General features: G+C 65.8%; 11 protein-coding genes. 6 read left to right on the forward strand and 5 right to left on the reverse strand.

Translation table 11 applies throughout. The features are described from left to right. Positions 1–220: 220 nt before the first annotated feature. Complete coding sequence (locus tag NHL60_RS01865) at positions 221–1921, reverse strand: glycoside hydrolase family 127 protein (protein WP_253448225.1); 1701 nt, start codon at positions 1919–1921, stop codon at positions 221–223. A 185-nt stretch (positions 1922–2106) separates the two neighbouring features. Between NHL60_RS01865 and NHL60_RS01870 the strand changes: the two genes are divergently transcribed. The 4 genes from NHL60_RS01870 to NHL60_RS01885 are packed head-to-tail and all read left to right on the forward strand — an operon-like array spanning position 2107 to position 7711. Further along, entirely contained in the window at positions 2107–3084 is a 978-nt protein-coding gene (locus NHL60_RS01870) for a hypothetical protein (RefSeq protein WP_253448228.1), read from the forward strand. Between the two features lie 2 nt (positions 3085–3086). Further along, the gene (locus NHL60_RS01875; RefSeq protein ID WP_253448231.1) at positions 3087–4394 is read left to right on the forward strand and encodes a TolC family protein; all 1308 of its coding nucleotides are present in this window, start codon (positions 3087–3089) and stop codon (positions 4392–4394) included. Continuing rightward, complete coding sequence (locus NHL60_RS01880; protein WP_253448234.1) at positions 4378–6528, forward strand: type I secretion system permease/ATPase; 2151 nt, start codon at positions 4378–4380, stop codon at positions 6526–6528. The genes NHL60_RS01875 and NHL60_RS01880 overlap by 17 nt, the downstream gene beginning before the upstream one ends. Further along, on the forward strand, positions 6521–7711 hold the full coding sequence (locus NHL60_RS01885) for an HlyD family efflux transporter periplasmic adaptor subunit (RefSeq protein ID WP_253448237.1): 1191 nt from the start codon (positions 6521–6523) through the stop codon (positions 7709–7711). The genes NHL60_RS01880 and NHL60_RS01885 overlap by 8 nt, the downstream gene beginning before the upstream one ends. 71 nt (positions 7712–7782) lie before the next feature. Here the strand turns inward: NHL60_RS01885 and NHL60_RS01890 are convergent, their stop codons facing one another. From NHL60_RS01890 to NHL60_RS01905, 4 genes are all read right to left on the reverse strand, one after another. Beyond that, a complete protein-coding gene (locus NHL60_RS01890; protein WP_253448240.1) occupies positions 7783–8283 on the reverse strand; it encodes an acyl-CoA thioesterase in 501 nt (166 codons plus the stop codon). A gap of 1 nt (position 8284) precedes the next feature. After that, positions 8285–8695 carry a DUF1622 domain-containing protein gene (locus NHL60_RS01895; protein WP_253448243.1) on the reverse strand — a complete coding sequence of 137 codons (411 nt, stop codon included), beginning with the start codon at positions 8693–8695 and terminating at the stop codon, positions 8285–8287. A 67-nt stretch (positions 8696–8762) separates the two neighbouring features. Beyond that, entirely contained in the window at positions 8763–10073 is a 1311-nt protein-coding gene (locus NHL60_RS01900; RefSeq protein ID WP_253448246.1) for a short-chain fatty acid transporter, read from the reverse strand. A gap of 79 nt (positions 10074–10152) precedes the next feature. Next, positions 10153–11481, reverse strand: coding sequence for an MATE family efflux transporter (locus tag NHL60_RS01905; RefSeq protein ID WP_253451936.1), 1329 nt, complete (start codon positions 11479–11481; stop codon positions 10153–10155). 508 nt (positions 11482–11989) lie between these two features. On the opposite strand from NHL60_RS01905, the gene NHL60_RS01910 reads away from it, so the two are divergent. Both NHL60_RS01910 and cydB read left to right on the forward strand, forming a co-directional pair. Continuing rightward, positions 11990–13570 carry a cytochrome ubiquinol oxidase subunit I gene (locus NHL60_RS01910; protein ID WP_253448249.1) on the forward strand — a complete coding sequence of 527 codons (1581 nt, stop codon included), beginning with the start codon at positions 11990–11992 and terminating at the stop codon, positions 13568–13570. Between the two features lies 1 nt (position 13571). Further along, positions 13572–14708 carry a cytochrome d ubiquinol oxidase subunit II gene (gene cydB, locus NHL60_RS01915; RefSeq protein WP_253448252.1) on the forward strand — a complete coding sequence of 379 codons (1137 nt, stop codon included), beginning with the start codon at positions 13572–13574 and terminating at the stop codon, positions 14706–14708. Positions 14709–14719 lie beyond the last annotated feature (11 nt).

Here is a 14719-nt window from a genome sequence, read left to right on the forward strand (position 1 = left end):
TGTTCTGGGTTTGGCAGGCAAGGTTCAACTGGACAAGCGCTTGAGCTACTCGACGACCTGAAAGGCATCGCATGTGACCCATGAGACCCCTTGACGGCTATCCGGTCCCTGTCCTTGAGCCGGCCGATCAGCTGCTCCGAGAGCTGCTGAGGTTCTTCGAAGGTGTGGGCGCTGATACCGTGCTTCTGAAGGCGCGGTATCAGCTTCGGCATTTGCGACCCTAGGGGGACTGTTGGGTTTCATGGCTTCTTTCTGCTAGAGCCACCTCTCTGCCTCGTTCCACATAGCGCAGATACGCCACGTAACCCGAGAGGTAGTGCTCCACATCGTCGATACGAACCCGGAAGGCGTGGTGGCGGATATAGAAACTGCCCAGAATGCGCGCGGGGTTCTGGAAGTACATGGCGACCTCGGGGAAGAAGTGGCCGTTGAGCAGGTAGTGGGCGCGGAATTCCAGTGCCTGGTAGAAACGTTCCAGGTCCAGGCCTTCCAGTAGATGGGCTTGCTCCGCTGAGGCCTTGAGTCGCTGCACCATCTGCTCGGCGGCCATCATCAGCTCGAGCAGGGTGGGGAAGGTGGTAATTCGGCTGGCCACGAACCCCAGGTGGTCAGCCACGTTCTGCAGGCCGAATCGGTAGTAGCGCTCATCGTCGCGGTAGCGGGTTAGCTCGTTGACACAGTAGCTGAGCCAGTGATCGTGTGCCTTCCAGTGCTCGGCATCGATGAAGTGGTCGAAGGCGCGCTCGACCATGGCGAGCCAGCGTGGGTCGCCGGTCAGGCCATACAGCCGCATCAGGCCGAAGGCGGCCTCGCCGTCGTAGTAGATGATGCGGAAGGGCTCCTTGACCGAGAGGTCCGGGTAGTTCAATACATGCACGAAACGACCACTCTGCGGATCCTGCATATGGGCGATGCCCAGCGCCAGCTTCTCCAGAAGCGGCAGATGCTCTCGGGAGCCGGTGGCTTGGCTGTACTGCACCAGGGCAAGCAGGCAGACCGCGTTGCCGCCAAGCTTGATCTCGTCCTGAGCGTCGATCAGGAAGGCCGCCGGCTGGCCGTCGGGCAGCGTCACCTCCTGGATCAGGCTATCGGTCAGCAAGCGTAGTGAGCGGTCGATGGCGGCCTTGAGGTCGGCATCGCCGGTGACCTCCCACGCCTCCACCATGGCGTAGGTGGTGCTGGCGTGGCGCAGGCTGTTGTAGGTGCGGATGGGACGATCGAAACAGGCGTGCCAGCCGTAGTGAAACCGGCCGGAGGCCTGAACCTGGCTGGCCAGGTAGCGGCTGCTGGAGGCGACCAGGCCATGCACGTCGGCTGGGGTCAGTCGTTCGATGACGCGCCGGCCGGCATTGCGCCCAGCGCCATGCAGAGCCAACGGGGAGCTGCCGGTGGTGCAGAACACGCCGGCCGTCGCCAGCTGGATGACCTGAGCATCGTCGGAGAAGTCCAGCGCCGGGTTGCGATAGCGCAGCCCGGCGTAGCGCCGAAAGTTCTTTCCATTGAGGATGGCGTGAGCCACCTGGTTGCCGCCATACAGCATGGCGTTGGCATTCAGCTCCTGTTCCAGAAAGGCGTGCTTCAATTGGCTGTCCAGGGCCAGGCCAAACCGGAAGTAGTTTCTTTTTGTGTTTTTCAGTATCTCTTTGAGCGTCTTCCAGTCTCTTTGCGTGGCGCTGGTAGGCCAGTCGGCCCTTAGCCAGCGCACCTGGAGCTTCTCACGTTCCACCAGGCGCCGACAGCGGGCAGCAGCGGTCTTCCAGGCTTCATCGAAGGTGGCGTGGCTGGCGTGTACCACCCGGGCTCGCTGGTTGCCGTCGCTGACGGAGAGAAAGATCGTATGAGCCGGATAGGGCGCCTCTAGCGGCGCGACCTTCTCGAGTGCGTATCGTCTGGCCTGTACCAGTAGTTCGGATAGCGACATGAAACGACTTCCCTGGCGGTAGCGCAGTGCCTTGCGATTTAGCGGATCTGCCGGTGCCGGCTTGGCGCTGACGCTCTGGCTCTCTAGAATGCGGAGTTCCGCATAATATCGCATAATTGCGCGAGTCGCTGCGCTGCACCGTTGGCGGGCCGGCCTCTCCGCAGACGGACACCAAGGGATAATATATGAGCATTACCGTACAGGTCGCTGGCATGCGGCAGAGCCTGGAGACTGCCGAGCCTCAGCAGGTCTCTGACTTCATTGCCCTTACCACCCCCAGCAAGGTGCTGGTCGATATCACCCCCGATGAGATCGCAGGGCTTAGCCGGGAGGGCACGAGCCTGATGGTCGAGCAGATGGGGGGAGGCTCTCTGGAGGTTCTCGGGTTCTTCAACGGCTCGGGGCAGAGTCAGCTCTACCTGCCGAGCGGAGATGGCCCGCTGCTGATGGCCTCGATAACTACGGCACCCGGTAGCAACAGCCTCAGCACCATCTTCGTGGCCGCCACGGACGAAGCGCTGCGCTTCGACCCCGACGCCCTGCTGGCCGAGGCCGAGCAGGCCTCTCCGTCTGAGGCTCCCGCTGCGCTGGATTGGTGGGAAGACGACGAGGTTGCCGAGGAGGACGTCACCGCAGGGAGCATCGCCGCCGAGCCTGAAGCCGTTGCCATGGCCGATGGCATCAACATCGAGGAGGTCTTCCTTGCCGAAGAGGTGCCTGTCCGGGAGGCCGCGCCCGCCGAGGAGGTCATGCGGGGCTCTACCGCTGCTGAAGGCAGCTGGCTGGATGGCATAGGTCCCGACCTGATGGGCTTTCTGGCGTTCGGGGCGGCGCTCGGTGCTCGGGCGGCTCATAACCAATCCTCCTCCTCATCGAGCGGCAGACGTTCCGAAGATGTCGAAGGCGACGAAGAAGCTCTTGACGACGGCGCTCAGGTCGCCGCGGCGGACGAGGAGCTTTCGCAGGAGGAGGGCGAAGCGTTGCTGCTGCAGGAAGACGAAAGCATGCTCGTGCTGGACGGCGATGAGGAAACCTGGGAAGCCGCCATGGCCGCTGCGCCCATGCCTGAAGAGATTACCGATATGCCGGAGTTTGCCAGCATTTCCGACGCCTTCGGCAACGCCGATGAGCTGGCAGCGGCCGGGCCCGAGGTCATGGCATGATGATGGCTCGCGCTGGATATCGCTGGATCGCCTGGCTGGGCGTGGCAGGGCTGCTGCTGCCCGGCCTGGCCAAGGCTACCTCCCTGGAGGAGGCGGTCATGGCGGGTCTGGCTATCGATCCGGCGCTACGTTCGGCGGAGTCCGAGATCGCCAGGGCAGATCAGGGAGTCAAGGTGGCGCGCAGCGGCTATCTGCCCAATGTTCAGGTTTCGGTGGGTCCCGAAAACAGCTTCGTCGGTGATCTGGGCTACGAGATTCGAGCCTCTCAAGTGCTCTACGACTGGGGACGCGTCGGCAGTGATATCGACTCCGCTACGGCCGAGCAGCGCCGCCGCATGCACGACCTGCGCCAGGTGCGCGAAGACTCGGCGCTGGATATCGCCGAGCTCTATCTAGACATGCTGGCGTCCCGGCAGCGCGTGCGCGCTGCCGGAGAGCACCTGCGGCGCATCGGCGGCGTCCAGGACCTTGCCGAGGAGCGCAGCGCCGCCGGCTTTGCCGACCGTGCCGATACCGATCGTGCCGCTCTGGAGGTGGATCGCGCCCTGGAGCAGCGCGCCATCGAGCAGGGCTCGCTGCGCGACCTGGCCATGCAGTATCAGCAGGTCGTCGGCCGCTTGCCACACGACCTGGCCTCACCCGAACCGCTGGGCCTGCTCGCCGAGCTGCGTGATATCGAGCGCCGTGCCATATTGCTGAGCGCCGCGCCGGAAATGCTCAAGCTGCAGGAGGATATCTCGGTGGCGCGGGCCGAGCTTGACGGTAACCGCGCCTCCTTCTGGCCTCAGCTCAACCTCGAGGGCTCCATGCTGCGCCGCGAGATCGGCGGCGACCTTGAAGACGATGCGACCATCGGCCTTCGCCTGCGCATGGATGCTTTCCAGGGGCTCTCCAACTTCCAGCGTGCCGAGGGCTCCCGTCAACGGGTAGAGGCTGCCGAGTGGAGCCTGCGCTCCGGGCGCCGCGATCTGGAGCGTCAGATTGTATCGCTGCTCGACCAGGATGAGGTCATGGCGTGGCGCGAGGAGTCGCTGCAGCAGCAGCTGGCTCGCACCGGTGAGCTGGCCGAACTCTATCGCGACCAGTTTCAGGCCGGTCAGCGCGATATCACCGACCTGCTCTCCATCGCAGTCGAACATTTCGAGGCGCAGCGTCAGCTGATCGATCTGCGCCTCAATCGAGAAAAGCTTAGCTATCGTGCCGCCTCCCAGGCTGGTGTGCTGAGCGAACTGATCTTGCGCCGCCTGGAGCAGGGAGAGCAGGGCAGCCAGCCGCCACTCGGAGAGTTGATTGATGACATCATCGAATAGCCAGGAGCAGGACCCTCTCCGGCATGGGTTGGTGGCGCTGTGCCACCGCCTGGGCAAGACCGTCGGGGTCGCCGAGCTGGGCGATGGCCTGGCGTTGGAGCAGGGGCGCCTGCCTCTGGAGCTGGTGCCCAGGTCCCTGCGTCGCGCCGGCATTGCCTCCAGCGTTGTCAACAAGCCCCTCGGTCAGCTGCCCGAGCGCCTGCTGCCGGCGCTGATGCTGCTGCGTGACGGTGGCAGCATGGTAGTGGTGCGTCGTGACGGTAAAAGCGTCACCGTGGCGCTGCCGGAAACCGGCGGCACCCGGGAGCTCCCGCTGCAGGAAGTCGAAGCGCTGCAGGATGAGGCCGGTACGCTGATCCTGGCGGCCCACCGCGACCACGTCGATGGCCGTGCCGAAGGCTTTGCCGTACCCCGCGAGGAGCATTGGCTGCTCGGGCCGGTCAAGCGTGCCTGGCGCGCCTACACCGAGGTGGGCGTGGCGGCGATGATGGCCAACCTGCTGGCCATTTCCGTGGCACTGTTCGCCATGCAGACTTACGACCGCGTCGTGCCCAACGCCGCCTTCGACACCCTGTGGATCCTGGCCAGCGGCGTCTTTATTGCGGTGCTCTTCGAGTTCGTGCTGCGCACCCTGCGCGCTCACCTGCTGGATGTGACCGGCAAGCGTCTCGATCTGCAGCTCTCCTCGCTGCTCTTTTCTCGTGTGGCGCAGATGAAGCTGGGTGCGCGCCCCGGCTCCACCGGTGCCTTCAGCAGCCAGATACGCGAGTTCGACTCGGTGCGCGAGTTCTTCACCTCCTCCACCGCCGGCGCCATCAGCGATATTCCCTTCGTGCTGCTCTTTCTGGCCATCATCGCCTATGTGGGCGGGCCGGTGGTCTGGGTGCCGGTGGCCGCCATCGTGCTGATCGTGCTGCCGGGCATCCTGATGCAGGGCACGCTGGCCCGGCTGTCGCGGCAGAACCTGCGCGAAGCCGCGGTGCGCAACGGCGTCCTGCTGGAGACCATCGAGAACCTGGAGACCGTCAAGGCGACCCGCGCCGAAGGGCGCCACCTGCGCCTCTGGGAGGGGCTGTCGGCTCAGTTGGCCGAGGCGGGCGTCAAGTCGCGCAGCATCTCGGCCATGCTCGCCAACGGCGCTACCCTCGTGCAGCAGCTCGGCTATGTAGGCGTGGTTACCGTGGGCGTCTACCAGATCAGCGCCGGCAACATGACCATCGGCGCCCTGATCGCCTGTACCATCCTGACATCGCGCACCATCGCCCCCATGGGGCAGGTCGCCGGCCTGCTGGCCCGCTGGCAGCACGTCAAGGTGGCCGTCGAGGCGCTGGATGAGCTGATGAAGGCGCCGCTGGAGCGCGAGCCGGGTCGCAAGTACGTGCGCTGCCCGCGGCTCAGGGGGCACTACCGCCTGGAAGAGGTCAAGGTGCAGTACTCCGAAGATGCGCCGCCCTCGCTGGACATCAAGGCGCTGGAGATTCAGGCCGGCGAGCGCATTGCGCTGCTGGGCGGCAACGGCGCCGGCAAGACCACTCTGCTGCGTCTGCTCAGCGGCCTGGGGACACCCAGCAGCGGCAGCCTGCAGGTGGACGGCATCAACCTGGCCCAGGTGGACCCTTCCGACCGGCGCCGGGATATCGGCTATCTGCCTCAGGATATCGCGCTGTTTTACGGCACTCTGCGCGACAACCTGACCCTGGACGGCGAGGCGCACAGCGACGAGGAGCTGATCGAAGCGCTGGAGGCCGTGGGGCTTGGCAACTTCGTGCGCCGCCACGCTCGGGGCCTCGACATGCAGCTGACGGGCAACCGCAGCGTCTCCGGCGGCCAACGTCAGGCCATTGGCCTGGCCCGCCTGCTGCTGCAGGACCCTGCCGTGGTGCTGATGGACGAGCCTACCGCCGCCTTCGACCAGAATAACGAGGTGCGGGTGATCCGCTATCTCCAGGAGTGGCTCAAGGGGCGCACCGTGCTGATCTCCACCCACAAGAAGGCTGTGCTGGCGCTGGCCGAGCGGGCCCTGGTCCTAAAGGATGGCCGCCTCTCCCTGGATGGCCCCTGCGAAAGCATCGTCAGCGGCAACCGTGTCAAGACCACGCCGAAAGCCTCCAGCGGAGAAGCGCGTCATGGCTGAACCGAGCAGCTGGGAGTGGCGCATTCGTCGCCAGCTCCGCAATCCCGAACACACCATGCATCACCCCGCGGCGCGCCCCATTCTCTGGGTCATTCTGCTGGTGATCCTCACCTTCGTGGCCTGGGCCGCCTGGGCCGAGATCGACGAGATCACCCGCGGTGAAGGGCGGGTCGTGCCGGCCAGCCGCATGCAGACCATCCAGAGCCTGGAGGGCGGCATCATCGAGGAGCTGCTGGTCAACCGCGGTGACCGCGTGGAGGCCGGCCAGCCGCTGGTGCGTCTGGACGACACCCGCTTCCGCAGCGCCTTCCTGGAGGCGGACAGCCAGGCGCGGGTGCTGCGTGCCTCCATCGCCCGCCTGGAGGCCGAGGTGCTGGAGCGGCCGGAGATCGAATTCCCCGACGGCATCGATCCCGACGGCGAGCTGGCGCGCTCCGAGCGCTCCCTGTTTCAAGCCCGCCGCAGCAGCCTGCGCGAGGCGGAGCAGTCGATCAACGAGGAGATGCGCCTGGCGCGCCGCCAGATCGAGCTGACCGAGCCTCTGGTTCAGCGCCGCGCCGTCAGCGAGATGGAGCTGCTCAAGCTCAGCCAGAGCACGGCCTCCCTGGCGGGGCGCCTGGCGGATATTCGCAACAGCTACGTGCAGGACGCCTACACCGAGCTGACCCAGAAACAGGCCGAGCTGGTGGCTCTGGAGCAGTCTCTGCTGCAGCGACAGGACCAGCTGCGCCGCACCGTCATCACCTCGCCGGTCAACGGCCGCGTCAACAATGTCCTGGTCACGACGCGCGGCGGGGTGGTGCAGCCCGGCGAGCCGATCATGGAGGTCAGCCCGGTGGAGGATCAGCTGCTGATCGAAGCCAGGGTCAGTCCCCGCGACGTCGCCTTCATCGCCCCCGGCATGCCCGCCAGCGTCAAGATCACCGCCTACGACTACACCATCTACGGCGACATCAAGGGCGAGGTGGAGCAGATCAGCGAGGACACCATCGAGGAGGAGACGCCCAGAGGCAAGGAGGCCTTTTACCTGGTGACCATTCGCACCGACCAGGCCTACCTGGAGCGCGAAGGCGAGATCCTGCCGATCCGCACCGGCATGGTGGCTCAGGTGGATATCATGAGCGGCAAGCGCACCCTGCTCAGCTATCTGCTCAAGCCGATCATCAAGGCGCGCCTCTACTAGTCAGCAGACCCGCGCCGCGGCGAAGGCGCCTCGCGGGGCGCCTTCGACAGCAACTTCCTAACAGCAACTTCCTAGGCGCCGTGCTCGTCCTGAGTGCGGCGCTCCTCTTCCTCGGCCTGCTTGCGCAGCTTCTTGCGCAGCGCCGCCTTCTCGAAGCGCAGCCGCTGCAGCCTGGTGTCAAGTTTCAGCGGGGGTACCCGGGCGGGCTGACCCGCGTCGTCCACCGCGACCATGGTCAGGTAGCAGCTGTTGGTGTGGCGGATCAGCTTCTTGCGGATATCCTCCGCCACCACCTTGATGCCGATCTCCATGGAGGAGCGCCCCACGTGGTTGACGCTGGCCAGAAAGGTGACCAGCTCCCCCACGTGGATCGGCTGCTTGAACAGCACCTGATCCACCGAGAGGGTTACCACGTAGTGGCCGGAGTAGCGGCTGGCGCAGGCGTAGGCCACCTCGTCGAGCTTCTTGAGGATGGCGCCGCCATGCACCTTGCCGCTGAAGTTGGCCATGTCGGGGGTCATCAGCACGGTCATGGAGAGCTCGTGCTGACCGGGCAGGTCGGTGTGTTCCATATCAGTCTCCGTGGCGATGGGGCAGGTCCGGTTCGCCGTTCTTCATGTGGTGGTCGCGCCGCTGGGGCGGGTGGGGCGGTTGCCAGGGCCAGTGACCCTCCACCTCCACGTGCAGGGTGAAACCCAGGAAGGCGCGAATCAGCACCACGGCGGCCAGTGTCACCACGCTCTCGCCGCTGTTGAGCACGATCACCGTCTTGATCAGGTCGCCGGCGATCAGGAAGTCGAGCCCCAGCAGGATGGAGCGGCCGATGCCGTGGCGGTACTCCAGATAGGCGTGGCGGCTGTCGTAGAAGTTGCGATGCTGCAGGAAGCGCCGGGTCGCCATGGCAAAGCCGGCGACGATGATCATCACGCCCAGGCCCTCGATGATCAAGGCGACGGTGTCGATCAGCTGCAGGAACCAGTTCACTCGCTTCGCTCCATGAAGGCAAAAGCATGAAAGAAAGAGCGCCCCCGAGTCCGGGGGCGCAGGTGGTTCAGAACCAGGTCAGGCCGATGGCGATGACCGCCCCGGTGATGAACAGCTGGATCAGGCAGAAGCCCATGATGTCCTTGGCCTTGAGGCCAGCGATGGCGAGCACCGGCAGGGCCCAGAAGGGCTGCAGCAGGTTGGTCCAGGCGTCACCCCAGGCCACGGCCATGGCCACCCGGGAGACATCCACGCCCAGCGCCTCGGCGGCGGGCAGCATGACCGGCGCCTGCACGGCCCACTGGCCGCCGCCGGAGGGCACGAAGAGGTTGACGATGCCGGCGCTGATAAAGGACCAGAAGGGCAGAGAGGTCTCGGTGGCGAACGACACCAGCGCCTCGGACATGCTGGCGGCCAGTCCCGACTGCACCATGATCGCCATGATGCCGGCATAGAAGGGGAACTGAATGACGATGCCGGCGCCGCCCTTGATCGCCTCGTTGAGGCTGGTCAGCAGGCTGCGCGGGGTGCGATGCAGCACGATGGCCAGGAACAGGAACAGGAAGTTGACGATGTTCAGGTTCAGGCCGCCGCCGCGCAGCAGGAAATGGTCGAGCAGGAAGAGCAGCCCGGGGATGCCCACCAGCCAGGCCAGAGTCGTGCTGTTCTCCAGGCGGTCGGCGGGGCGGTGGATGCGCACCCGGGTCTCCTCGTCATCGGCTAGCAGCTTGGGGTCCACGTAGACGCTCTCCTTGTCGTCGGGAAGCATCAGGCGGTTGACCAGCGGGATGACGATGAACAGGCAAACCACGATGGCCAGGTTGAAGAAGGCGAAGATGGTGGAGCCGGTACCCACCACGCCGATCTGGTCGGCGCTGAAGTGGCCGTCGGTGGCGATGGTCAGGGGGATGGAGCCGGCCAGGCCGCCGTGCCACACCACGAAGCCGGAGTAGGCGCTGGCCACCAGCAGGCGGTAGTCCACCTTCACCAGGCGGGCGAGCTCCTTGGCGAACAGGGCCCCTACCACCAGGCCGAAGCCCCAGTTGATCCAGCTGGCCGCCAGCGACACATAGGTGACCAGCAGGATGGCCCCCCCGGGCCCCTTGGCCAGGGCGGCCAGGCGCTGCAGCAGCTTCTTCACCGGCGGGGAGCTCGCCAGCATGAAGCCGGTGACCAGCACCAGCAGCATCTGCATGGAGAAGGTCAGCAGTCCCCAGAAGCCGTCGCCCCACATGCGCATCACCGCCAGCGGCGTCTGGCGCTCCACGGCGATGGCCGCCACGGCGGCGATCACCGTCAGCAGCAGTACGAAGATATAGGGGTCGGGCAGGTAGCGTTCGACCAGCTTGACGGCCGGTCTCGAGAGGGCCTTGAGCATGTGAGTTCCCTTCTTCTGTTGTCGATCTTCTTATGGATGGCGTGCCACAAGGAAAGTAGCGCAGCCTCAGGGGGTTGCGCTAGCCGGCTCGCCAACGCGCCGGCCCGGCCGGGTCGCACTCGCACCAGCGGGTGCGGCGATAGCGCAGGTAGTAGGCGGCCAGCACGCCGGAGCGCACCGCGGCAAAGAGCGTAAAGGCGAACCACAGGCCGTGGTTGGTCAGCGCCTCGGGCAGCAGCGTCTGGGTGAGCCACCAGGCCGGCAAGTAGGCCGCCAGGGCGATGAAGATGCTGTTGCGCATCTCGCGGATCGCCGTGGCGCCGATAAAGACCCCGTCCAGCAGGTAGCTCCACGCCGCGATCAGCGGCATGGCGACCATCCAGGGCAGGTAGGCGCCCGCCGTGGCGCGCACCTCCGGCAGGCCGGTGAGCAGGGCGATCAGCCACTGGCCGCCTAGGGCGAAGGCCAGGGACGCTGCCCCGGCGGTGGCAAGCGAAAACCAGGCGGCGCTCTTCACCGCCTGGCCGAACTCGTCCCAGCGCCGGCGCCCCACGGCGCGGCCGGTGATCGCCTCGGCGGCGTGGGCGAAGCCGTCCAGGGCGTAGCTGGTCAGCATGATGAACTGCAGCAGCACGGCGTTGGCGGCCAGCACGGTATCGCCCTGTGCCGCCCCCCGGGAGGTAAAGAAGGCCATGGCGAAGAGCAGCCCCAGGGTGCGCACGAAGAGATTGGCGTTGACCGCGAAGAGCTCGCCGTAGGCGGCAAGGGCCAGCAGCCGGCTGCGCAGGAAGCGTCCATCCAGCAGCCTGAGCTGGCGCGAGACCAGCCAGAGCCCGAAGGCCAGCGCCGTGTAGTCGGCGATCACCGTGGCCCAGGCCACGCCGTCGCTGGTCATGCCGAGCCCCACCACGAAGAGCAGGTCCAGGACGATATTGACGCTGTTGGTGAGCACCAGGATGGCGAGCGTCACCCGGGAGTTCTGCTGGCCCAGGAACCAGCCCAGGATGGCGTAGTTGGCCAGTACCGCTGGCGCCGAAAGAATGCGGATGGCGGCGTACTCCGCGGCCAGCGCTGTGGCCGCCTCGCTGCCGTCCAGCAGCCAGAGGCCCAGCGCGATCATCGGCCCCGAGAAGAGGATCAGCAGGGTGCCGATCACGCCCGCCAGCAGCAGCGACTGGCCGAGCAGGTTGCGCACCTCGCCGTCGCTTTCGCGGCCCACCGCCTGGGAGGTGAGCCCGGTGGTGCCCATGCGCAGAAAGCCGAAGCCCCAGTAGAGAAAACTGAAAAGCGTGGCGCCCAGGGTCACGCCGGCCAGGTAGCGGGAGTCCGGCAGATGGCCCATCACGGCGGTATCCACCAGCCCCAGCAGCGGCACGGTGATATTGGAGAGGATGATTGGCCAGGCCAGCGCCCAGAGGCGCGGGCTGGGGTCTTGGCGTGATGCCCCGGCCTGGCGGGGTGTGCGGGGAGCGGGGCGGGGTGGCGTCACATCGGACCTGGCTGCTGGCGGTGAAGGGCGAGAGGGTGAATGGGTGAAAGCGGCCTATCCTCGCCGCGCCGTGGCGATAACGCAACCGCGGCCCGCGACCCGGTGCGACACCGCACCGCATGAGTCGCATAGGGGCGAAGTGTAAAGGGCGGAGGCCGATATCATGTAAACAAGAGCGCTCAATGACCCTTTTTCCTTATCAATGTCCCGATTTTTGTTGGCTGGAAGTCCTGCTTTGTTTCAATGATTTTTAATCGTTGTTTTTGTGTGAATATTTGCGGTCGCCCGCTTTAAAGGCGCACAGCGGGAACCTTGATATACATCATCATTGCGACGCCAAGCCTTACCTATAGTGCTGAAAGCAGCGCCTGCCATGTCCCGTCTCTGGCTGCCTGCTGTGATATCCGCCCATTTCACGGAGTCGCACATGGACATCGTTGAACTATCCAGGTTGCAGTTCGCCTTCACGGCGATGGTGCATTTCCTGTTTGTACCACTCACGCTGGGTCTCTCGATCCTGCTGGCGATGATGGAGACGGTCTACGTGATGACCGGCAAGACCATCTATCGCGAAATGACCAAGTTCTGGGGCAAGCTGTTCGGCATCAACTTTGCCCTGGGGGTCACCACCGGCATCGCCATGGAGTTTCAGTTCGGGACCAACTGGTCCTACTACTCCCACTATGTCGGCGACATCTTCGGGGCGCCGCTGGCCATCGAGGCGCTGATGGCCTTCTTCCTGGAGTCGACCCTGGTGGGGCTCTTCTTCTTCGGCTGGGACCGCATGTCGAAGCAGAAGCACCTCGCCGTCACCTGGCTGATGGCCCTGGCCACCAACCTCTCCGCGCTCTGGATCCTGGTCGCCAACGGCTGGATGCAGTACCCCATCGGCTCCGAGTTCAACCTCGAGACCATGCGCATGGAGCTGACCAGCTTCAGCGAGGTGCTGCTCAGCCCGGTGGCCCAGGTCAAGTTCGTGCACACCGTCTCCGCCGGCTACGTCACCGGTGCCGTCTTCGTGCTGGCCATCTCCAGCTGGTACCTGCTCAAGGGCCGCGAGGTCGCCTTCGCTCGGCGCAGCTTCGCCATTGCCTCCGCCTTTGGCCTGGCCGCCGTGCTGTCGGTGATCGTGCTGGGCGACGAGTCCGGCTATGAGCTGGGCGACGTGCAGAAGGTCAAGCTGGCCGCCATCGAGGCGGAGTGGGAGACCCAGCCGGCGCCTGCCGCCTTCACCCTGGTGGGGCTGCCCAACGAGGCGGAGCAGCGCACCGACTTCGCCATCCATATTCCCGCCGCCCTGGGGCTGATCGCCACTCGCTCCCTGGACCAGGAGGTGACCGGTATTCGCGAGCTCAAGGAGCAGCACCGCGAGCGCATCATCACCGGCCAGGAGGCCTACGAGCTGCTCTACCGCCTGCGTCGCGGCGAAGGCAGCGAGGCCGACGAGGCCCGCTTCGAGGAGGTGCGCGGCGACCTGGGCTATGGCCTGCTGCTCAGCGCCTATACCGACGACGTGCCCAATGCCACCGCCGCCGAGATCGAGCGCGCCGTGGAAGCCTCGGTGCCCAAGGTGTGGCCGCTGTTCTGGACCTTCCGCATCATGGTGGCCGCCGGCTTCATCATGCTGGTGCTCTTCGTGCTGGCCTTCTGGCACAGCGTGCGTCGCCAGCCCGAGAAGTCCCCCTGGCTGCTGCGCTTCGCTCTCTACAGCCTGCCGCTGCCCTGGATCGCCTCCGAGGCCGGCTGGTTCGTGGCCGAGTATGGCCGCCAGCCCTGGGCCATCGGCGAGATCCTGCCGATCCATATCGCCGTCTCCCACCTGACGGTCAACCAGGTGCTCTTCACCCTGATCGCCATCGCCGTGCTCTACACCATCTTCGTGATCATCGAGATCTGGCTGATGCAGCACTTCGCTCGCAAGGGGCCCTCCGGCAGCGGCTATCACGCCGGCCCGGACGACCTCGATGCGCCCGACACCGCGCTGGCAAGCAAGCCTCAGGAGGCATGACATGGACTACGAAACGCTCAGATTCATCTGGTGGGTGCTGATCGGCGTGCTGCTGATCGGGTTCGCGGTCACCGACGGCTTCGACATGGGGGTGGCCAGCCTGCTCAAGGTGGTGGGCCACAACGACGAGGAGCGCCGGGTGATGATCAACTCCATGGCGCCCCACTGGGACGGCAACCAGGTGTGGCTGATCACCGCCGGCGGCGCGCTCTTCGCCGCCTGGCCGCCGGTCTACGCCGCCGCCTTCAACGGCTTCTACCTGGCGCTGATGCTGACCCTGTTCGCGCTCTTCCTGCGCCCGCTGGCCTTCGACTACCGCTCCAAGCTCGACAGCCCCGTGTGGCGCAGCCGCTGGGACTGGATGCTGACCATCGGCTCGGCGGTGCCGGCGCTGATCTTCGGCGTCGCCTTCGGCAACCTGCTGCAGGGCGTGCCCTTCCAGTTCGACGACATCCTGCGCCTGGACTACCAGGGCGGACTGCTCGGCCTGCTCAACCCCTTCGCGCTGCTGGCCGGGCTGCTCAGCCTGCTGATGTTTGTCACCCATGGCGCCGCCTGGCTGCAGATGAAGACCGAGGGCGAGCTGCGCGCCCGCAGCGCCGCCATCGGCACCCTGACCGCCCTGGTCTGCGCGGGGCTCTTCCTGGTGGCGGGGGTCTGGCTGATGTTCGGCGTGGACGGCTACCAGGTGACCAGCGTCATCGACACCCAGGGCCACAACGCCACCACCGCCAAGCTGGTGGAGGCGAGCGCCGGCGGCTGGATGGCCAACTATGCGCGCTTCCCGGCGCTCTGGCTGCTGCCGCTGCTGGGCCTTGCGGGCTTCTTGCTCTGCTCGCTGACCATGAAGGCGGGACGCCACGTGCTGGCCTTCGTCAGCTCTTCGCTGGCCATGGCCATGGTGATCGTCACCACCGGCGTCACCATGTTCCCCTTCGTGATGCCCTCGTCGCTCAACCCGGCCCACAGCCTGACCATGTGGGACGCCACCGCCAGCTACATGACGCTGATGATCATGTTCGTGGTGGTCTGCATCTTCGTGCCGCTGGTGCTCGCCTACACCGCCTGGAGCTACTGGGTGATGCGCGGCCGGCTCAACGAGCAGTACATCCGCGACAACGACAAGGCGCTCTACTGAGCCCGGCCTGA

Source organism: Halomonas sp. Y3 (assembly GCF_024137965.1).
Classification (GTDB): domain Bacteria; phylum Pseudomonadota; class Gammaproteobacteria; order Pseudomonadales; family Halomonadaceae; genus Halomonas; species Halomonas mongoliensis.